At 61.3% G+C, this 19,547-nt stretch carries 16 protein-coding genes; 12 read left to right on the top strand and 4 right to left on the bottom strand.

Annotated elements, in window-relative coordinates; translation table 11 throughout:
• Positions 1 to 98: 98 nt before the first annotated feature.
• The 6 genes from AACH40_RS02830 to AACH40_RS02805 all read left to right on the top strand — a co-directional run bounded on the left by AACH40_RS02830 (position 99) and on the right by AACH40_RS02805 (position 4,500).
• Positions 99 to 1,040 carry an ArdC family protein gene (locus tag AACH40_RS02830; protein ID WP_338645900.1) on the top strand — a complete coding sequence of 314 codons (942 nt, stop codon included), beginning with the start codon at positions 99 to 101 and terminating at the stop codon, positions 1,038 to 1,040.
• A gap of 11 nt (positions 1,041 to 1,051) precedes the next feature.
• Positions 1,052 to 1,474 (top strand): hypothetical protein, encoded by a 423-nt coding sequence (locus tag AACH40_RS02825; RefSeq protein WP_338644115.1) that lies wholly within the window; start codon positions 1,052 to 1,054, stop codon positions 1,472 to 1,474.
• A gap of 300 nt (positions 1,475 to 1,774) precedes the next feature.
• Positions 1,775 to 2,728, top strand: coding sequence for a DUF2493 domain-containing protein (locus tag AACH40_RS02820; RefSeq protein ID WP_338644114.1), 954 nt, complete (start codon positions 1,775 to 1,777; stop codon positions 2,726 to 2,728).
• Between the two features lie 121 nt (positions 2,729 to 2,849).
• On the top strand, positions 2,850 to 3,311 hold the full coding sequence (locus AACH40_RS02815; protein WP_338644113.1) for a DUF6878 family protein: 462 nt from the start codon (positions 2,850 to 2,852) through the stop codon (positions 3,309 to 3,311).
• 10 nt (positions 3,312 to 3,321) lie between these two features.
• On the top strand, positions 3,322 to 3,750 hold the full coding sequence (locus tag AACH40_RS02810; protein WP_338644112.1) for a DUF6915 family protein: 429 nt from the start codon (positions 3,322 to 3,324) through the stop codon (positions 3,748 to 3,750).
• Between the two features lie 360 nt (positions 3,751 to 4,110).
• Complete coding sequence (locus AACH40_RS02805) at positions 4,111 to 4,500, top strand: single-stranded DNA-binding protein (RefSeq protein WP_338644111.1); 390 nt, start codon at positions 4,111 to 4,113, stop codon at positions 4,498 to 4,500.
• 114 nt (positions 4,501 to 4,614) lie between these two features.
• Here the strand turns inward: AACH40_RS02805 and AACH40_RS02800 are convergent, their stop codons facing one another.
• Positions 4,615 to 4,842, bottom strand: coding sequence for a DUF6437 family protein (locus AACH40_RS02800; RefSeq protein WP_338644110.1), 228 nt, complete (start codon positions 4,840 to 4,842; stop codon positions 4,615 to 4,617).
• Between the two features lie 346 nt (positions 4,843 to 5,188).
• Between AACH40_RS02800 and AACH40_RS02795 the strand changes: the two genes are divergently transcribed.
• The 5 genes from AACH40_RS02795 to AACH40_RS02775 all read left to right on the top strand — a co-directional run bounded on the left by AACH40_RS02795 (position 5,189) and on the right by AACH40_RS02775 (position 12,463).
• Complete coding sequence (locus tag AACH40_RS02795; RefSeq protein WP_070156248.1) at positions 5,189 to 5,410, top strand: hypothetical protein; 222 nt, start codon at positions 5,189 to 5,191, stop codon at positions 5,408 to 5,410.
• A gap of 461 nt (positions 5,411 to 5,871) precedes the next feature.
• Positions 5,872 to 6,201 (top strand): hypothetical protein, encoded by a 330-nt coding sequence (locus AACH40_RS02790; protein WP_338644109.1) that lies wholly within the window; start codon positions 5,872 to 5,874, stop codon positions 6,199 to 6,201.
• A complete protein-coding gene (locus AACH40_RS02785; RefSeq protein WP_338644108.1) occupies positions 6,191 to 8,521 on the top strand; it encodes a type IV secretion system DNA-binding domain-containing protein in 2,331 nt (776 codons plus the stop codon). Before AACH40_RS02790 ends, AACH40_RS02785 begins: the two co-directional genes overlap by 11 nt.
• Before the next feature lie 44 nt (positions 8,522 to 8,565).
• On the top strand, positions 8,566 to 11,475 hold the full coding sequence (gene mobF, locus AACH40_RS02780; RefSeq protein ID WP_338644107.1) for a MobF family relaxase: 2,910 nt from the start codon (positions 8,566 to 8,568) through the stop codon (positions 11,473 to 11,475).
• A 229-nt stretch (positions 11,476 to 11,704) separates the two neighbouring features.
• A complete protein-coding gene (locus AACH40_RS02775) occupies positions 11,705 to 12,463 on the top strand; it encodes an HNH endonuclease (protein ID WP_338644106.1) in 759 nt (252 codons plus the stop codon).
• Between the two features lie 10 nt (positions 12,464 to 12,473).
• Here the strand turns inward: AACH40_RS02775 and AACH40_RS02770 are convergent, their stop codons facing one another.
• Positions 12,474 to 13,109, bottom strand: coding sequence for a S24 family peptidase (locus AACH40_RS02770; protein ID WP_168452301.1), 636 nt, complete (start codon positions 13,107 to 13,109; stop codon positions 12,474 to 12,476).
• 118 nt (positions 13,110 to 13,227) lie between these two features.
• Here AACH40_RS02770 and AACH40_RS02765 point away from each other — a divergent pair, with 118 nt between their 5' ends.
• Positions 13,228 to 13,407, top strand: coding sequence for a hypothetical protein (locus AACH40_RS02765; RefSeq protein WP_338644105.1), 180 nt, complete (start codon positions 13,228 to 13,230; stop codon positions 13,405 to 13,407).
• Positions 13,408 to 13,441: 34 nt separating this feature from the next.
• Here the strand turns inward: AACH40_RS02765 and AACH40_RS02760 are convergent, their stop codons facing one another.
• Positions 13,442 to 16,231, bottom strand: coding sequence for a BPTD_3080 family restriction endonuclease (locus tag AACH40_RS02760; protein WP_338644104.1), 2,790 nt, complete (start codon positions 16,229 to 16,231; stop codon positions 13,442 to 13,444).
• A complete protein-coding gene (locus tag AACH40_RS02755) occupies positions 16,231 to 19,446 on the bottom strand; it encodes a site-specific DNA-methyltransferase (RefSeq protein ID WP_338644103.1) in 3,216 nt (1,071 codons plus the stop codon). Before AACH40_RS02755 ends, AACH40_RS02760 begins: the two co-directional genes overlap by 1 nt.
• Positions 19,447 to 19,547: the final 101 nt, after the last annotated feature.

Here is a 19,547-nt window from a genome sequence, read left to right as displayed (position 1 = left end):
TCCTTTTTGGAAGCAGAGCAGAGGGGGCCCGTGAACCTGTGGCACTGACCGGCGAACCTGTCGCCGACTGTCCAGATGCCTCAATCAGGAGAACCATCATGGCCTATCGCAAGGAGCAGGGCGGCGGCCTGTCGCCCGCTGCCCGTATCACCCAGGAAATCATCGCCCGTCTGGAAGCAGGCACGAAGCCGTGGATCAAGCCATGGCGCGGTGTCCCGGTCTCCCGGCCCTTGCGGGCCTGCGGGATACCGTACAGGGGCATGAACGTGTTCTGGCTGTGGATGGTGGCCGACATGTGCGGCTACGCCTCGCCATTCTGGATGACCTACAATCAGGCAAAATCGCTCGGCGGCCAGGTCCGCAAGGGCGAGAAGTCGACCATCGCGATCTTTTACAAGAGCTACACCAAAGAGGTGGAAGCCCCCGATACCGGCGAAAAGACCGACGAAGCCCGCCGGGTGCTGAAAGCCTATCCGGTCTTCAATGCCGATCAGGTCGAAGGTCTGCCCGAGCACTTCCATCCGGCTGCAACGCTCGAACTGGTTGAGCCCGCAGGGCGCGAAGCCGACCTCGACGCCTTCTTTGCTGCCATCCCGGTCAATTTGCGTCATCAGGGCTGCGAGGCCTACTATGAACCGACCGCGGATCGCGTCACGATGCCGCCGGCCAGCTTGTTCAATGGGTTCGATCACTACTACGCCACACTTGCCCACGAACTGTCGCACTGGACCGGCCATGCGAGCCGCTTGGGACGCGATCTCAAGAACCGTTTCGGTACGGCTGCCTATGCCGCCGAGGAACTGGTCGCCGAACTCGCAAGCGCCATGCTGGGCGCCGAGCTGGGGCTGCCGGTCACGCACCTCGATAGCCACGCAAGCTATATCGAGCATTGGCTAAAGCTTCTGAAGGATGACGACCGCGCCATCCTGACCGCTGCAGCCAAGGCCGAAGAAGCCGCGAGCCTGCTGCTCAAGCTCGGCGGGAGGGTCACCCCTGGCCAGTTTGACGACGCGTCAGACGACGCTGCGCTCGCGGCCTGAGGGAGGATATCATGGGCCGATCGGTCAGCTATCCCAGCGGCGCAATCGTCGCATTCACGGTTCTCGAGGTCGAAGCCGAGGACGACTGGGAATTCGAGTACGAATGGCTGCGCGAGGACTTGCGCGAGCGGGTTGGCAAAGCCTTCCCTTCGCTGATCCCGCACGACGGCTGGCGCGGCCGGGAGGACCGGATCCTCATGCGCAATGCCTATGCGGATTTCGGCGTATCGGTCTACGGCGGGCTGGTGGCCGTCTGGATCGTGGAGCGTGATGACGGCGCCTATTGGGACGCCGATTGGCGCACGGCCCGCTCACCGCGGGCACAGCGCTGGCTGTCGCAGATCGCATCACGTTTCGATGCCATGTTCGGCGACTATGATTGCCTCGGGCACATGTCGAACGGCGAGGGGGTCTACACCAAGCGCGCAGCTTGAGGCCTGCGAGTTGGTTGGTCGCGGCGCTGGGTTGCCATCCCTGACTGAACTATGCCGGCCGCTCTTGGTCTGTCGCCATGCGAGAGAGGCCCTGGGCCAGCCGCCAGCCTTGCGCAACCCGGCTTGGGCGGGCCCGTGTTGGCCTTGGCCCTTCGGGCTCAAGGCCTGCCCGCGCCAGCCCGCCAAGCCGGGTTTCCCCTGACGGGTGCGCAATCCTGCCTGAATGCTGGCCCTGACGGGCTCTCGCTGGCGCAGCCATGAACGGGTGCGTCGGCCTCACGTCAGTCAGGAGGACATCCCATGCACACATCATTCGCCGACCAACTCGCCGGGCTCGATCTTGCCGGCTTCTCGATTGGCCCCGCTCCCGTATCGACAAGCGATTTCCCGGTTCGGGAGGCTGTTGTCCAAACCCTTGAAGCGGTCTGGTCAGATCTCTTCGCGATGGTGTCGGGGACCGCTCTTGAAGCCGATGCCGAGGATCTCGGCTGGGCCTTCGTCAATATCTTTCACCGCTCGGCGGAACGCAAATCGACAGCCCTTGACCGGGCGACCGACGAGGTCCGAGCGCTGATTGCTACGGCTGATGGATCCGAGGTCCACACCCATGAACTCGAGACCCAGGTCGAGCGGGCGCAGTGCGCCGAAAGCGCCATGCTGGCGCTCGAAGAGATGCGCGAAGTCGCAGCAGCCCTGTACCTCAATGAGTTCGGTTCCTCCTGGAAGCCGGTCTCCAGTTCGCGTTTCAATCACAGCGCCATGATGACTTCTGCGCTCGTCGAAGGTCGCGATTTCCTGCGCGCCCGTGCCGAGGCCAAACGCCGTGCAGCGGTGCCCGAAGGAACCCCGGTCGTCTTCGCTGGCGGGCGCACCCGTCATGGATGCGAAGAGGATGCACTGACCTTCGGCAACAACGTTTGGGCAACGCTCGACAAGGTCCGCGACCGCGTGCCCGACATGGTGCTCATCCATGGCGGTGACACCAAGGGCGTCGACCGCCTGGCGTCGAGCTGGGCCGAACGGCGCGGCATCCCCCAGGTCACGTTCTCGCTCGATATGCGCTTGGGTGCCCGTGCCGGCTTCAAGCGCAACGAGCGGATGCTCTCCCTCGATCCGCGCTACGTCATCGCCTTTCCGGGCAATGGCGTGCTCGAACGTCTGGTGATCGAAGCCAAGGCCCGGCGGATCACCGTGGTCGATCGGCGCGGGCCGCTCGGTACCAATCCGAAGAGCTCTTCGGCCAGGACCGACTAGGGCCCTGTCGGTCTTCGCGCCAGCGCCGGATCGGCGCTGGCGTCGCCCATCAGAGGAAAGGCGCGCGCCTGTCAGTTTGAGCCAGCGGAGGTCGTTGGCTCCTTTCTACAGGAGGCAGTTCATGATCGATATCGAGGCTGTGATGGCCGATTTTGCCGTTCGCCAGGCCGAGCGGCAGACCCAGGTGGTCGAAGAGATTCAGCAGCTCAAGACCGTCATTCTCCCGCGCTTGCAGGAAGCCGGCATCGCCCGCGTCGAGATCCGCTTTGATGGCTGCGGCGACAGCGGTGCTGTTGAGGAATGCGCGTGCCTCGATACCGCTGGTGCCGCGATCGCGTGCCCCGATGTCACCATTCTGGAAGACGAAGCAGGCAACTCGGATGGTGACGGTTCCGCAGAGCCGCAATCACTCGGGCAGGCACTCGAACAGCTGACCTACCTGGCGCTTGAACGTCACCATCCTGGCTGGGAGATCAACGACGGTGCCTGCGGCGAACTGGTGATTGATGTGGCTGAGGCGACTTTCGTGCTCGACTGCAGTCTGCGCTTCATCGCCACCGATGATCATTCGACCGAGCTCTAGGAGATCAAGCATGGCCCACTGCTACTACCACGCTCTCTCGTCGGTCCGGAAATGGGGCGGCACGGTCGATGATTATCTCCCGCTGCACCAGTGGTTCGACCAGTCCAAGGCAATCCTGGCAGACCCACGGCACCGCGCGCTGCGGCACCATGCCGAGGGGATATTCATGCTCGAAACCCTGTTCGGCGAGACCCTCGTCAATGCCGATGGCCGGGTCGTTCCGGTGCGTCTGGTCGGCGAACAGCACGTACGCGAAGACCTGGGCTCGATCCCATCCTTTGCCGATTGGGCGCGCTTGATCACGCCGCAGGCCTGGATGCTTCGAGGCAACCCTCTGGACGGCGCTGAAGGGGTGACGATCGACATGCATCTCTCCGACGAAGCAGTTTCGTCCAGGAATGAGCCACCGGTTGGAGGAGCGGTCAGTACGATGATCTAGGAAGGGGTTCTCCAGTGGAAGGTCGGGCAGGGATGATCCAGCCAAGACCGGATGGAAACGAGGCAGGGCAAACCTGTTCTAGGCATCCAGCTCCACCCGGCTTCGATGCAAACCTGTCCCTGAATCACCCCCCGTCGAGACGCGCAACCCGGATCAGGTCCGGCCGAGTTGCCGGGCACGATTTTGCGCATCGCTGGTGCCGAAAACCGGTTCCCACTTTTCGGCGCGATGCTGCGTGCCCGACTGCCCGCACCACCCGAACCAGTTCCGGGTTTCCCTTCGGTGCGCTTCGCCGCGGGGCGCTTCTGCTCGGGTTTTGCAGCCGGGATGGCCCCGGATTGCTCGATCAGGAGAAAGCCCATGACCAATCTCGTTATCCTCGTTGGCCGCATCGCTCGCGACCCCGAGACCCGCACCACCCAGGGCGGAACCAGCATCACCTCGATCTCGGTCGTGACCGACCGTCCCGCCCGCAAGGATGGCAAGACCTACAAGGACGAAAACGGCTACACCGCCAAGGACAGTGAATTCCACCGGATCACCTGCTTCAACGGCCTCGGCCAGAACGTCGCCAAGTTCTGCACCAAGGGCCAGCTCGTGACGGTCGAAGGGCGCATCCACTACACGCAGTGGGAGGATCAGAACGGCACCAAGCGCTACGGCTGCGAGATCATCGCCGACAAGGTCGACTTCCTCACCAAGGGCCGTTCGGGCGGCAACGAGGGCGCTCCCGATATCGACGAGGACTGAATGTCCTTACCCCACGACAAGGCCCCGGTGGCAGATGCCATCGGGGCCTTTTCTTTTGCTCGGTGGCTATGCGGCGGCGCGGGGCATCGAACCCCTTGCCGCCGCTGGTTGGGGCTACGCAGGGGCGATCCGCTTCAGCGTTTCCTCGATCCCGAGCGCCATTGATGCGCGGACAATCTGGCGCAACTGCGCCGGATCGATTGTCTCGGCGCCGCACTCGATCAGAATGTGGCCGAGGGCAGTCGCAGCCTCGTGGCGAAGCTTTGCTTCCTTGGCCGCCAGTTCGTCGCGCTGTTCCCGGAGCTTCTTCAAGGCATCGACCGGATTGTTCTTGCGGGGCATGTCAGTCCTTTCCGCCCCCTTGTTTTGTGGTCCCTCGATAGCTCCTTTGCCACCGCGCCCAGGGTGTAGGAAATGAGAAAAGCGGCGCCCGACTAAAGCCGCCCCCTGCAACCGAGAGGGTAGAGAGGCTGGCTCACGGAATGCCCAGCATGATGTCCGTCCGTATGCCGCCTCAAGGACGGCAGGGCCCCACCATTTTGCCGGAGAAGGGATGAATCCCTCCCCCGACAAAATCGTTTCCCCCACCGCCGCTGACGCGGCCGCGCCGACGCGCGGTCCCTGACCCGTCATGCGCACGAACATCGCACTTCCTTCTGTCGTTCGAGACAACCTCAGGAGGATCTTTATGGCTTATTCTGCACCTTGCGCTGCTTCATCCCGCAGCTACTTCGAGGCCCTGGAACTCGCCGAACGCCGGGCACTGCACAGCTACTTCAATCAGCACATCGTGGCAGACGACGAGCTCGGATATATCGCCCTCGATGAAGGCGACTACTGCGCCCTGCCGGCACACCTGGCGACGCGTGTCGTCCACACCATTCACGGGTCGATGCTGGATGAATTCTGACGCCGAAAAGGGTGGGAGCCGGGAACGGTTCCTGCCCTTTTTTTGCTCGCCGTTGGTTCGTTTCCGCTCGGGATCAGTTGCGACGAGCGGAGTGCGGGCATCGGCGCCCGCACGCGCTTTGGCTCCGCGCTATCGAGGCCATTCAACCCCTTCCGAATGTTCGGCGAAGTGACCGGATCACGCACTCGCAGCATGGTAGACTGAGCACACCGTACGCAGTGACACTGCCAGATTTAGTATAGGTATATCAGGGTGATACGCTGAATTTTTGGGCTGGTGTCAAACCAATTTGAGAATGAAGCATGCCTTGGATTCGCGATTTATGCGCAAATTGAATCCGCCTAACTCTCTGAAGTAGCTTCAGTTTATCGCGATTGACGCGCCAATGTTCCTGATTTACTCTCATCGCTGTCTTCCGCAAGATCGAACCAGGTTCGCAAGGGTCAATTGGACCCCAGAACATGGATCGGCATCTCAGTCTTCAGACCTACGTACCCCGCCCACTTGCTGACTGGATCAAGGGCAAAGCCCGGGATCAGCAGGTCTCCGTCAGCATCGTCATTCGCGATCAACTGGTCGATGCCTGGCAGCGGGAAAACGAAGCGCGAAAGCGGCCTGGCGCCCTCGACCCGGCACGGCAAAACCTGTTCATCACGGTAGCCCTCGAAGCGCTCCTGGCCAGCCATACTGATGGCTCGTTGCGGCAGCGAACACACGAGGCCTACAATCGCAGGCTCGCTCGGCTCGGGCTCAGCGCCTCCGCACCCGAGGGAGGCAGCGATGAAGCGTAATCTCCTCAACTTCACGCGCGGCAGCCAGCTCCTCGGCCACTTCGGCTTCATGTTTGCGGCCGGACTCAAAGGGCCGCTCTTGGTGACTTTCATTGTCGCCGCCTGGCTCTCCTGTTGGGAGGTGACCACGGCGCTTACCGACCACCAAATCTACCTCGCATGGATGCATCTCTATGCTTCGGGCTACGCCTTCATGGAGTTCGATCCCGGCAAGCTGGTGGAGCTGAAACTGGCCGGTGGCGGCACCGTCCGCCTGCCATTCAATGTCGTTCGCGACTTTCCTCCAATGCGTGACGCCGTAGCTGCCCTCGGCACCGCCATTCGGCGCGGCATGGGCCTTTCTGCGCTCATCCTCGTCCCTGCCTTTATCGCCTTTTGGTGGTTCGCTGAACGGTTTGGCGGCAAATCAAAGGAGCGCAAGCACGAGCGCGGCGCGATGCTTGTCACCCTTGACGAGCTCGAGGCAGAAATCGACCGGCACAACAGCACAGAACGGGCTCACGAGCTGCAAGCCGCGCTCGGCTGGAAATGGCGGCTGGCAGGCGCTGCAGCGACCGAAGAGGCAGGCTTTTACAGCCCGGCTCATCTCGCCGGCGTGTCCTGGCCATGGCGCCTTGAGCAGAGCCATACGATGCTGATCGGCACAACCGGCACCGGCAAGACCGTGGCCCTGAGCCAGCTCCTCGCCGAGGCCCGGGCGCGTGGGCAACGCGCGGTGGTTTTCGATCTCACCGGAGCGTTCATTGAGGCCTTTTACGACCCCGAGCGCGACATCATCCTGAACCCGCTCGATGCCCGCTGTCCTACCTGGAGCGTGTTCCATGACTGCGCCAGCGAGGGCGAATTCCACGCCGCCGCCGAAGCGCTCGTTCCACACGATGGTGGCGGCTCAGAGCAATTCTGGGTGCTCGCAGCCCGCATGCTCTTCGTCGAGATGTGCCTGCATCTCCAGCGCACCGGGCAGGCCACCAACCACGCGCTCGCGACCCGGCTCATGACCGCCGATCTTGCGCAGGTCCACAAGCTCATGCGCGGCACCATGGCCGACCCGCTGACCGCTCCCGAAGCGGCGCGCATGGCGGAGTCGATCCGGGCCGTGTTCAACGCCAATGCCAAGGCGCTCAAGTTGCTGCCCAACAATAGCCCGCGCTTCTCGGTGCGGGACTGGACCCGAGGTATATCCGCTCCGGGATCGATCCTGTTCCTGTCCGCGCGCTACGTCGACATGTCGATCTGTTCGCAGCTGCTCACCTTGTGGCTCGACACCGCGATGAACACGCTGATGACCATGGAGCGCACACCGGATCTCAGAATCTGGTTCCTGGTCGACGAACTGGGAGCATTGCACCGGCTGCCAGCGCTGGAAAAAGGGCTCCAGACCGCACGCAATTTCGGAGGAGCGATCGTCACGGGCGTCCATGCCTTTGCCAAGCTCAAGGAGGTCTACGGCGAGAACATGGCGATGACCTTGTCGTCGCTGGCTCGAAGCAAGCTCATCCTTGCAACCGCGGACCGGGAGACGGCGACCTGGTGTTCCGACTTTATCGGACATCGGCAGGTGCGCGACATGGAGGAAGGGTACAGCTACGGCTACAACAATGCTCGCGACGCCGTCAGCCTGACCCCCCGGCGTCAGATCGAACCACTGCTCCTTCCGGACCAGTTCATGAACCTGCCGCGGCTCTCCGGCTACCTCAAGTTCCCGGACGGATTCCCGGCCGCTCCGGTGACCCTGGTGCCGCGCCGTTTACCCCGGTTGGCAGAAGGGTTCATTGCGCGAGCATCCGAACCTGGCCCCCAGCCGACTGCCCGGGATGAGGGAGCCGCAGCGGGCACCTCTTCGCCTGCATCGCGATCCAAACCCGCCGAAGGTGCGCCGGCCGCGAATGACGATGGTGCCGGCAAGCCGGTCGCTCCCCGGCAGTTGAAGCTCGACCTGAAGGGCGTGAGGCCCACGCCCGACGAGGCAAGCCAGAAGGGCGACGAACAGCCCCGAGCCACGCTTTCCCATGAGGTGCGGGGAGCGCTTGATGAGAGCAGGGGTGAGGCAGCCACCGAAGCCACCGCGGCGGGCGGAACAGCTGCGACACTGCCTCCAGGACCGCTTCTCTCTGGCAGGAGTGAAGCTACCGACGGGGCGCAGCCATCCCCTGATGAGAAGGCACCCATACCAGGAGACAAGCCCGGTTCGGGCGATCTCAAGCCGCAGCCGATCGAGCGGCCGAACGAGCGACAACATCCTCGCGAACGGGCCGAGCGGGACTTGCTCGAAGGCGGCATCGAGAGCGGCGAACAGGACTTCTACGAACCCGATCTTTGAGGGCCGCAAAGCAAGGGGGCACCTTGCTTGAAGGATCTGGATCCATGCTTTCGGTTGCCAATGTCAGGTCAGCCTCCGGCGCGGCCAGCTACTTTGCTGCCGACAACTACTACGCGAGCGCGGACGCCGACCGATCTGGTCAATGGGTGGGATCAGGCGCCGCAGCGCTGGGCCTTTCCGGAGAAGTTGATGCCGCGGTCTTCGACAAGCTCCTCAAAGGCGAGCTCCCCGACGGAACCAGGGTCGGCCACGAAAACCAGCACCGCGCTGGGACCGACCTGACTTTCTCGCTGCCCAAGAGTTGGTCGGTTCTCGCCCTCGTCGGCGGCGACAAGCGGATCATCGAAGCCTATCGCGAAGCGGTCATCGAGACGCTGCGATGGGCCGAAAAGAACGCGGCCGAAACGCGCCTCGTCGAAAACGGGAAGCTGCGCACGGTACAGACCGGCAACCTCACCGTGGCGTTGTTCCAGCACGATACCAACCGCAACCAGGAGCCCAACCTCCACTTCCACGCCGTAGTCGCCAACGCCACAAAAGGTGCCGATGGCAAATGGCGAACATTGAAGAACGACCGGCTCTGGTCGCTCAACACGCTCCTCAACAGCATGACGATGGCGCGCTTCCGCCTTTCGGTTGAAAAGCTCGGCTATGCGGTAGGGCCCGTTGGCAAACACGGCAATTTCGAGGCTGCCGGCTTTACACGCGAGCAGGTAATGGCCTTTTCCACGCGGCGCCAGGAAGTGCTCGACGCGCGGCGGGGCCCCGGGCTTGAAGCTGGCAAGATTGCTGCCCTCGACACCCGCAGCGCCAAGCAGGCCGTCGCCGACAGGGGCGCACTTTTGTCGGGCTGGCAAGGCCATGCCCAGGCCGCAGGCCTCGACCTGCCGGCGATGGTTGAACAGGCTCAGACCCTCGCAAATCCAGCATCTCGCACGCCCGCATCCGGAACCAGCCTGATCGAGCGCGGCAAGGCGTGGCTTCGGGACTTTGCCGAGCGAATCAAGAGCAATCCTGCCGATCCGCTAATCCCGGCTCACGTGCTCAAGCAGGACCGCGAAACCGTTGCCGCTGCCCAGGCAACGGCATCTGCCGTGCGCCACCTCTCGCAGCGCGAAGCAGCCTTTCCGCGTGAGGCCCTGTACAAAGCAGCGCTGGATTTCGGTCTGCCCACAACGATCGCGGCCGTCGAAACGCGGGTCAACGCGCTGGTCCGTTCGGGCGATCTCGTTCCAGGGTCAGGAGAGCACAAGGGCTGGCTCACCTCGCGCGAGGCGCTTGCTAGTGAGCATCGCATTCTCGCTGCCGTCGAAGCCGGGAGAGATGCTGTCGCCCCCCTTCTCGACAGCAATGAAGCAGGTGCACGGGTCAAGGCCGTCGCTGCCATCAATCACGGTATCGTCCTCAATACTGGCCAGGAGGGGGCTGCGCGCCTGATCCTGTCATCGACCCACCGGACGATCGCCATCCAGGGTGTAGCAGGTGCCGGTAAGAGCAGTGTCCTGAAGCCCGTGGCACAGATCCTCGGTGAGGAGGGCAAGGAGATCATCGGGCTCGCCGTCCAGAACACCCTGGTGCAGATGCTGGAGCGCGATACCGGCATCACGTCGATGACCTTGGTTCGGCTGCTCAAGAACTGGGCGCCGCTCCTGGAAGACCCCGGCCATGCCGGTCTTCAGGCTGAGGCGAAGGAAGAGCTGGGCGACCGGGTCCTGGTCCTCGACGAAGCTTCGATGGTCTCGAACCACGACAAGGAACGCCTGGTGACGCTGGGCAACCTTGCCGGCGTTCGGCGGCTTGTTCTTGTTGGCGACACGCGCCAGCTCGGCGCCGTCGATGCGGGCAAACCCTTCGATCTCGTCCAGAAGGCGGGCATCGCGCGCGCAGACATGACAACCAACCTGCGCGGCCGGGACCCGCAGCTGCGTCTCGCCCAGGCCGCTGCTCAATTGGGCGATGTCCATACCGCCCTCGGTCATCTCAAAGGCTCGACGATTGAGGCAACGGGCGACAGCGCGCTGGTCGCTGCCGAGCAATGGTTAGCGCTGGCACCACAGGACCGCGATAGGACCGCGATCTATGCCTCTGGCCGGCGCTTGCGCAGCGCGGTCAATGACGCCGTGCAACGCGGGCTCAAGGCCAATGGGGAGCTCGGCAAGACCCCGCTGGACCTGACCGTGCTGTCGCGGGTCAATGCGACCCGAGAGGAACTCCGATACCTTTCGGCCTACCGCCCCGGCATGGTTCTCGATGTTCGCAGCCCGGACAAGCAGCAGCGTCTCCCGCGCGGCGAATACAAGGTCGAGAGCATCGACGACAAATCTCGCGAGGTCCGGCTCCGCGATGCCAAGGGCAGAATGCGAACTCTTCGCCCGAGCCGCATCCGCCCTGGCGAAAAGGACGATCGGCTCGCGCTGTTCGAGGAGAAGCGCCTTTCGATCCATGACGGCGATCGGATTCGCTGGACCGAGAACGATCATCGGCGGGGCCTGTTCAATGCCGACCAGGCGCGGATTGAAGCGGTCGAGGACGCGCGGGTCACGCTGGTGACGTCATCCGGCCTGCGCCATGAACTCGAGCGAGGGGACCCGATGCTGAGGCGGCTTGACCTCGCCTACGCGCTCAATGCCCATATGGCCCAGGGTCTCACTTCGGATCGCGGGATTGCGGTGATGGATAGCCGTGAACGCAACCTTGCCAACCAGCAGACCTTCCTTGTGACCGTGACACGCCTGCGCGATCACCTGACCCTCGTGGTCGACAGTGCGGAAAAGCTTGGGAAGGCTGTGGCCCACAACACCGGCGAAAAGACTTCGGCGTTGGAGGCAACCGAGCGGCTCCGGCAGGCAGCCGCGAAGGGTCTGGCTGCTGGCGCCTCGACCAAGGACGATCATTCGAAGAAGCCGCCCGAACTGACCAAGGAGCGCACCAAGCCCTTCGAGATCGGCATCTGACTTCTTCGCTTTCGAGCCTGGACGGCGGGGCGTTCTCCAGGCAACCTGGTGTCTATCGACTTGGGCTACGGGCAGGACTGTGAAGGGCGTTTTCGAGATCAGCGGCAATTCGCGGTACGACGACGCGATCACCGAGCGGTATCACTTTCCGAGCAATTATCTGTCGGTTGCGCGAGAGCTCGCGAGCGACTGGATTGTTTACCGCGAAACGCGGGTCTCTGGCGGGCGAATGGCCTATATCGCCGCGGCCTTCGTCGAACGCATCGATGCCGATCCGAGCGATCCCAGCCACTTCTACGCACGGGTCCGTGACTATCTCGAGTTCGATCAGCCTGTCCCCTACCGCGACGGCAGCGGCCGGTTTGCCGAGCGGTTTCTGCGCGAGATGGCAAAGCCGGGCGATGCCGGACGGAGCCTGCGCGGCAAGTCGGTCCGCATGCTCGAGAACGAGGATTTCGTGGCCATCGTCAATGCTGGCCTTGCCGAAACTCTCGATCCCGAAAACCGGATCCGGTTGGAGCTCGATGCTCCACGCATCGATCCGGAGACCAATCTGCTCCTGCACGATCACTTCGCGGAGCGCCGGGTCGAGCAGATGCTCGTCAACCGCAAGATCCGGGACGCAAACTTCCGCAATCACGTTCTCGACGCTTACGACAATACCTGTGCGGTCACCGGGCTCAGGATCGTCAATGGCGGCGGCAAGGCAGAAGCCCAGGCAGCGCACATCTGGTCGGTCGCCGATGGCGGTCCTGACATCATCCAGAACGGGGTAGCCTTGTCAGCAACAGCTCATTGGCTGTTCGACCGCCACCTCATCACCTTCGACGACAACCTCTGCCTGCTCGTGTCACACAACAAGGTGCCGTCCGAGCTTCTGCAGCTGTTTCCGCCGGCCGGTCAGCAAATCCGGTTGCCGCGTGATCGATCACTGCATCCAAGGGCAGACTTCGTGGCCCGCCACCGAGAGCGATTTGCAGGGATCTGATCGCGGCCGATCAGACAGAACGACCGAACCAGATGACCCGACCGACCACATGGATCGACGCGCGCTCAACGTCGGTCCAGGTCGGGTAGGCGGCATTGTCGCTCGAGATAGTGATCTGCCGTCCGCCTGGCTGGATCGTCACACGTTTCACCACAAGCGCATCGTCGACCCGCAAAACGTAGATTCCGTCGCGCAGGCGCGAGCCTTGATCCGATGCGTCGACCAGGACCTCATCGCCGTCCCGCAGCGTCGGTTCCATCGATTCCCCATGGACGTGGATAATTGACAGGCTGGGGCCTTTCGCCCGAGTCAGCTTGCCCAGCCACCGCTCATCGAAACCGAACCGAGTATGGGCCGTCTCGCTTTCCGCGATCGCACCAAACCCAGCGGAGGCATCGACGTTAAGAATTGGCACTTCGACCAAACCATCACGCATAGGAAGCGCGGGTCCGCCGAGCACCTGCTCATCGACCCCAAAAAACTGGGCAAGGATACGCCGGTCCTCGTCATCCAGCTTGCGCGGCGAACCACGCTTGATGAATTGCTGAATATAAGCGGGATTGCGATTGAGCAGCCGCGAAACCGCGGAATAACCCACGTTTCTCTGCCGGATCAGACGATCCAGCTCCTCTCTGACATTCTCCATCGGCGGCGCCTTTCGAGGGGCGGTCCAGGTGGCATGTAGGAATTCATCCTAGACTCGATAGAGCCTTCCTAATAAGAACATACCAAGAACACAAGCCAAATCTGATTCGAGGTAGGCCATGAAACTGCTGGAGCGTATCGAGCGTCATCTCAAGGAGACCCACATGTCCGCCACCCGGTTCGGGCGAAGGGCAGTAGGCGATCCGCGCTTCGTCCTGGACCTACGCATGGGGCGCAGACCCCGCCGGAGAACGCTGGAGAAGGTGGAGCACTATCTCAGCGAATTTCTCCGAGATTGAACAAGAAGCGGCATGCTTGCGCCATTCCGGATGTTCAAACATGCTTCGACAGTACATCGTGCATCTGGGCGGGCTCAAACACGACGTCCCAAACCCACTGACCAAAGCCACCAACCGCATTTACGGCCTTTACCCACTCATCCAGAGCATCGCGCTTCGCTTTGTTCTGTTGGCTATCCGACCCCTTGATTTCCAGAGCCAGTGTTACGCCATTGGCCAGCCTCACAATGAAATCGGGGATGTAGCGTCGGCGAGATCCCTGCCACAAATAGTGAATCTGGAATCCAAGATGATCGTTCTTGGCGTAAGCTACTACGTCATCATGGTTTTCAAACACATTCGCTGCATATTGCTCCCACGCCGAGTCGCCGACCACATGGCTGATGTGGGATCTCACAGTCGGCATGTTGGGCTTGGTTGTGTACCAAGCGCGCATCTGACCGGTGCTACCAATCGGGTTCTCTTCATCGAAGATCGGCGTCAGGGCAGTGGTGTTCTGCTCGGTCACGAACCGCAGAACATGCCGCACGATCAGATCGATGTTCAGCGCGATAAGGATGCGACGGCGAACCGGGTCACCATGGAATAGCGACGGGATATCGATCTTGTCTGAGCGCAAGAAGGTCTCGACCAGTCGGATTAGCTGGAAAACGAGGTATTCCTCGTTGCCCTTGAAGTTGCCTTTGAGTTCGGCGAACGCCTTGCGCGCTGCGACGAATGTCAGCCGTTGAAGGCGAAACTCCTCCGGTAGCAATGACAGGTCGATAGCCGTCACCTTGCTCATGTCCGCCGCACCGCCAAGCGCGGGGGCAATCTCGGCACTGATGACGGTCGCGACCGGATCGAGGGTTAGCGGCTCGACCTTCGCCCATTCCACTGTCAGTTCCGGCTTCACCACCGTTTCGATACGAAGGACGTTCGGCCACTTCAGTTCAAGCGAGGCACGGTCAGGCAGCACATCAATCTGCGTGCTAGGTTTTGGCGGCGGCGGGGCATCACCACCTTCGCCCGGCTCGTAAATCGAAAGCGGGACACCGAAGACGTTGACGTACTCGGGCAAAAAGAGTCCATTTTCGTCCTTGTCGTAACCAACCCTACGAAGGCCGCGACCGATGACCTGTTCGCACAGCAACTGCGACGTGAACGCCCGCAGCCCCATGATGTGGGTGACGTTTTTTGCGTCCCAGCCTTCGGAGAGCATGGCGACCGAAATCACCTTCTGGAGGTTCTGACCTGCACCGCCCCTCTTGCCGACATTGTCGATGATCTCGCGGAGCAGTTCCTCCTTCTTCATCGCCCGAAGGCGTTCCTTCTTGGTTTCGGGGATCGCGGCCTCGTCGATCACCTGTTCCAGCCGGGCCTCATACCCTTTGTCCGCGCTGGCAGTTTCGCCAACCTCGGCCTTCTCCATAACACGGGAGTCCACACGCAGGGTCTTGCCGGGGGCTTGAAGTTCCGGCCAATGGCAGTCGCCCTGATTGAAGAAGTGCTCGATGCGCGCCGCCGTTTCCGTCCGGTTGCATACGGTGAGCATGACCGGGGGCGAATGATGCTTGCTGTCGGCCCATTGTCTTGCGGTCTCGCGCCAGTCAGCCCCAAGTATCGTGTAGGCATCCTTGACCAGCTTTGGCAGCGCCTCGTGGGGTTCGGCTTTGCGGTTTAGGTCCTCCGCCACCGCAGGATCGCGGTAGATATGGTAGAGCTTCGACCGCATGGTCTTCGCGTCGGGCATCGCATCGTCCCGCACTACGACACGCGGCGTCTTCACCAGCCCGGCTTCAATAGCATCGTTGAGGCCGAAATCGGAAACGATCCACTCGAACAGCGCGGTATCGGTGCTGGCCTTGCCGGTCGGTGCAAAAGGCGTGGCCGACAGATCAAAGCACCGCTGGATGCGGCGGGTCTTGTGCAGACGGTCCAGCCCCTCAATCCAGCGGGTAGCCTCGTCGAGGTCGATCCCGGCTTCCTCTGCCTGCTTCTTGCTTATCTTGACCTCGGCAGGCTTACGGTAGGCGTGGTGGGCCTCGTCGTTGATGACCACGATGTCTTTGAACGCGGCGAGCTTGCCGAGAACGCGGCGGGTGAACGCCTCGTCGGTCTCCGCCCCTTTCTTGACCACGGATCGCTTCGGCTCCGATGCCGGCATCAGCGTGTGCCAGTTCTCGATCAGGATTTCCGCCTGATTGAGCTTCTGCCGCAGGGCTTCGGACGGGCACAGGTTGAACTCGTCGTAATAGCTGCCCGCGCTGGGGATCAGCACCTGAAGGCGCCCCTTCACCGTCAGGCCGGGCGCGACGATGAAAATGGCGCGGCTGAAATCCTTGTTCCGTTTCGGGTACGTCAGCGCGTTAAGTACCTGCCACGTGATGATCATCGCCATCACCGTAGTCTTGCCCGCGCCTGTCGCCATCTTGTTGCACAGCCGCTGCCAAGGCCCGCCATCGCCGGGCACATAGATGCCCTGCTTGTATTCCTCCGCCGCTTCGATGCACCAGATCAGTGTCTCGATGGCCTCAAGCTGGCAGAAGTAGAACGGGTATTCCCGCGCCGTGTTGTCATGCCAGTGTTCGAGGAGGCGCCGGGTGACGATGGTCACGCCGGGATAACCGGCACCACGCCATTGATCGACGCGCCCCCGGATCGTCTCGACAAGTTCGAGCTTCTCGGTGCGCCGGGTGTTGTTACGGGCGTCGAACACCTCGTAGCTGGCGGGGCGGCGCTCCGGGACGATTTCCAGCGTACCATCTTGCTTCGGTGCCCAATGCTGCTGTGGGCACACGAACGGCGTGTTGATGATGAGCGACTTTGGCTTGGTCACCGCCATCACTCCAGGTTCATGATCTTAAGCGACTCGATACCCCGGTCATCGACGATCTTGACCGCGACCCGGCGATGGTCTCCCGCTTCGAACTGCAGGGAAACGGTGCCGTGGAATTGCTCCAGCAAGTCCTCGTCCAGTTCGGCACGGATCGTCTTCTTCAGGCGGTTCCAGCCGTCCTTGGCGCCGGCCATAGGGAAGAAAACCTGATGCGGCATCAGGCTTCGCCCATCATAGTCGGTGTCCAGCGACCACATGGCAATCTTCGATTTGCCGCCGGAAACCAGCGTGCCTTCACGGGGATCGAAATAGTCGAAGCCATGGACCTCGATCTGCCAGTTGTCGCCCACCGACTTCAGTTCGACCTCTGGCTGGCCCATCAGCCAGAACGACTGGTTGGACGACCGGGCCTTTTTCAGGTCCTCGGTCAATAGGTCGGTGTTCATCTGAGCCTTGAGCAAGGTGACACCGGGCCAGTTCAGTTCGTCGATATCCTTCGCCGCTTCCGGGTCGAAGGTGAACGCACAGAAGACCACAAACTTGGGCTTGGGCACGAGGGTCTGGGCATCCTCAATGGCACGCTCGACCTGCTTTTGTTCAAGCGCGGCGTGTTCCGGGCCGAAGCTGACAACGACTCGCTCCCCGCTGTCCAACGTACCGGACGCATGGAGATGCTTGACGCCGGGGATCGCCTCAAGATCGGTGAACTTCATCATGGCACCGCCCTTGGCGCGGATGCCGGTGCGGATCAGTTCGTCACGCCATTGCGTCTGGCGAGAAGTTTCGCCCGACCGCGCTACAGTGGCGTCAGCTTGTTCTGGTGGTGCAGAGTCGTCCAGAGAGAGCACGGAAGGCGCAGGCACTGCCTCAACCGAGAAAGGGCCAGTAATACGAAGTCGGCTTTTGTCTATGTCCGGCCTATCGTAAAGCGTTTCCTGTTCTGCATGGACTTTGATAGCAGCGTCCATAGCTGCTTGCATCGACAGTCGAGCCGCATGAAAATCGGCGAAGGCATCCGTTGTGTTTGCCGGCCATTCGTGAGGTCGAACAAACGGAACTTCCCACTCTTCAAGTCGTTCGCCATTGGCAAAAGACAGCGACCTTCCACTACGCGGTCCCTGCGCAATTTTGAAAACTACCGGCGGATCAGAAAGCAAAGTAGAGTTTAAAGCTTCGAGCGCCCGGGCGATAGCGGGGTGCATTTCATCGTAGAGCGTATCAATGTCAGGACCGGCTTCATTTGCGATAGACTTGAGAGTGACATGGGGAACAGTCTGATAATCAAAGCCGCCACCCAGCCCCTCATGCGGATAACGCAGTCGGAAGTAGTCGTAACTCGCAGTCATTAGGCGACTTTTCGCCAAGGTGATCGCGACCCGTGATGTGTCACAGGTAATCCAACGCCGCCCCCATTTCTCCGATACGAAAGCCGTCGTTCCAGAACCACATGTCGGGTCAAGGACCAGATCACCTGGGTCGGTGGTCATAAGTAGACAGCGCTCAATCACCTTTTCCGATGTTTCCACGACATATCTTTTGTCAGACGCAAAGCCTGCGACTCCAGTATCCGTCCAGCTACTGCTGATCGGAAATACCGGGAAATCCTCAAAATATCGTACGTAGTATATACCGCCGGTTGTCGCCTCAATTCTGCCCGCGACACCGAGCCGCCGGAAACCATCCAGATGTGTCTTCCAATATCCCTTGTTTGGTACGAACTCCCTGCCATGAAATGGGACAGGGAAGTTCCCCGGAGGACGCTGACTTGTGAAATTGTCAATGCGGTACACGCGAGAACCTTCGGGAAGACTCGCTTGATCTATCTTCTCAATTTTGGACATTGGCCGGCTCGAACCGTCGGCTAGCCTGAGCTTCGAATAAGCCGACCCGCCTTCTCCACCAACCACCTTCGTCGAATAAAGCTGCCTGAATTTGAGAGAGGACTTTTCTTTGGAATACCAGACAATATAATCGGCAACATTTGCAAGAAGTTCACTTGTCTGCCCAGACGTTTTCGAAAAAGCAATGTTAGAAATAAAGTTATTTGCACCAAATATTTCATCCATCACTTGGCGAACATGGTGTAGATTTTCATCGGAAATCTGCACGAATATGCTCCCGCTTTCGTGCAAAAGCTCCTTGGCCAACAGGAGCCGATCCCGCAGGTAGGTCAGGTACGAGTGGATACCGAGTTCCCATGTATCGCGAAAAGCCTTGATCATCTCCGGCTCTTGCGTGAGGTCCGCGTCAGCCCCGTCCTTCACGTCGCGCTTGTTGGTGAATGGTTGAAAGTTCGACCCGTATTTGATGCCGTAAGGCGGGTCGATGTAGATCATCTGCACCTTGCCAGCCATCGACTCCTTGTGCAGCAGCGAGTTCATTACCAGCAGGCTGTCGCCTGCGATCAGCCGGTTCGACCAGCCCTTTTCATGGTGGTAGAAATCCAGCGCTTGCCGAAGCGGCAGGTTCTCGAACGCGGCGGCGAACAGGTCCGCCTGCCGCCATGCCTCACCCGCGTTCTCGCCCTTCAGCCGCTTGCGCGCATTGGCAAGGATCGTCGCCGGGTCCACCCGTTCATGCACATGCAGCGACACAGTATCGACAGCAAAGCTCGTTCCCTCGGCTTTGCCGGCCCAATTGAGATACGGCTCCTGAAGCCGTTTCAGTTCCACCAGCGCATCGCGCATCGCATCGGCATCGCTTGACGCCAGCGCATCGTCGATCAGCTTTTCGACCGCTCCGCGCTGGCTGTCGAACATCAGTTCGGGGTCGAGGTGGGGATCGTATTTCCACACCGTCTTGGGCTGGTCCGGATCATTGTCGGGGTGGACCATGCCCACTTCGGGATTGTTCACCCGCGTTTCGGTATGGCGATAACTTAGCACCTGCATCGGCCCATCAGTCTTGCGCGCCGCCTTTTTCTTGCCGCTAGCAGCCTTGGGGGCTGACGGTGCGGCAGGCTCCTGCGCGGTCAGCGCGAAGTTATCGTCGCCTTCATCATCCTCGTCGTCCTCGAACCCGAGCAGAAACACCGATCCGCCACGGCCGCGACCCTTGCCGAGCAGCCCCTCCGCGACAAGCTCGTCCTTTGCTCCAGTGTATTCTTCATCTGTCAGTCCTGGCACAGTTTCCCGCAGCAGCGCCACCAGCGCCATGTTACCAATGGCTGAGCCATCCTGCGGCACGTTGGCCAGGATTAGATCGCGGAGCGCTTTCGACATTATCTACCTCGGGTATCTTTAGCTCAGTATCCGGGGCAACAATGTCTCCCCCCACCGCAAGTCTTGATTAGGCGCTCCACGTACGCTCTGACAAGGCGCTG

Origin of the sequence: Novosphingobium olei (genome assembly GCF_037076535.1) — a bacterium.
Classification (GTDB): domain Bacteria; phylum Pseudomonadota; class Alphaproteobacteria; order Sphingomonadales; family Sphingomonadaceae; genus Novosphingobium; species Novosphingobium olei.
The sequence above is the reverse complement of the archived record's forward strand: the minus strand, read 5'-3'. Positions and strand labels throughout refer to the sequence as shown.

What these genes read in the sequence shown, in the direction of transcription:
- AACH40_RS02830 (WP_338645900.1), top strand. Translation starts at nt 99, where the DNA reads ATGGCCTATCGCAAGGAGCAGGGCGGCGGCCTGTCGCCCGCTGCCCGT.
- AACH40_RS02825 (WP_338644115.1), top strand. Translation starts at nt 1,052, where the DNA reads ATGGGCCGATCGGTCAGCTATCCCAGCGGCGCAATCGTCGCATTCACG.
- AACH40_RS02820 (WP_338644114.1), top strand. Translation starts at nt 1,775, where the DNA reads ATGCACACATCATTCGCCGACCAACTCGCCGGGCTCGATCTTGCCGGC.
- AACH40_RS02815 (WP_338644113.1), top strand. Translation starts at nt 2,850, where the DNA reads ATGATCGATATCGAGGCTGTGATGGCCGATTTTGCCGTTCGCCAGGCC.
- AACH40_RS02810 (WP_338644112.1), top strand. Translation starts at nt 3,322, where the DNA reads ATGGCCCACTGCTACTACCACGCTCTCTCGTCGGTCCGGAAATGGGGC.
- AACH40_RS02805 (WP_338644111.1), top strand. Translation starts at nt 4,111, where the DNA reads ATGACCAATCTCGTTATCCTCGTTGGCCGCATCGCTCGCGACCCCGAG.
- AACH40_RS02800 (WP_338644110.1), bottom strand. Translation starts at nt 4,842, where the DNA reads ATGCCCCGCAAGAACAATCCGGTCGATGCCTTGAAGAAGCTCCGGGAA.
- AACH40_RS02795 (WP_070156248.1), top strand. Translation starts at nt 5,189, where the DNA reads ATGGCTTATTCTGCACCTTGCGCTGCTTCATCCCGCAGCTACTTCGAG.
- AACH40_RS02790 (WP_338644109.1), top strand. Translation starts at nt 5,872, where the DNA reads ATGGATCGGCATCTCAGTCTTCAGACCTACGTACCCCGCCCACTTGCT.
- AACH40_RS02785 (WP_338644108.1), top strand. Translation starts at nt 6,191, where the DNA reads ATGAAGCGTAATCTCCTCAACTTCACGCGCGGCAGCCAGCTCCTCGGC.
- mobF (WP_338644107.1), top strand. Translation starts at nt 8,566, where the DNA reads ATGCTTTCGGTTGCCAATGTCAGGTCAGCCTCCGGCGCGGCCAGCTAC.
- AACH40_RS02775 (WP_338644106.1), top strand. Translation starts at nt 11,705, where the DNA reads ATGGCCTATATCGCCGCGGCCTTCGTCGAACGCATCGATGCCGATCCG.
- AACH40_RS02770 (WP_168452301.1), bottom strand. Translation starts at nt 13,109, where the DNA reads ATGGAGAATGTCAGAGAGGAGCTGGATCGTCTGATCCGGCAGAGAAAC.
- AACH40_RS02765 (WP_338644105.1), top strand. Translation starts at nt 13,228, where the DNA reads ATGAAACTGCTGGAGCGTATCGAGCGTCATCTCAAGGAGACCCACATG.
- AACH40_RS02760 (WP_338644104.1), bottom strand. Translation starts at nt 16,231, where the DNA reads ATGGCGGTGACCAAGCCAAAGTCGCTCATCATCAACACGCCGTTCGTG.
- AACH40_RS02755 (WP_338644103.1), bottom strand. Translation starts at nt 19,446, where the DNA reads ATGTCGAAAGCGCTCCGCGATCTAATCCTGGCCAACGTGCCGCAGGAT.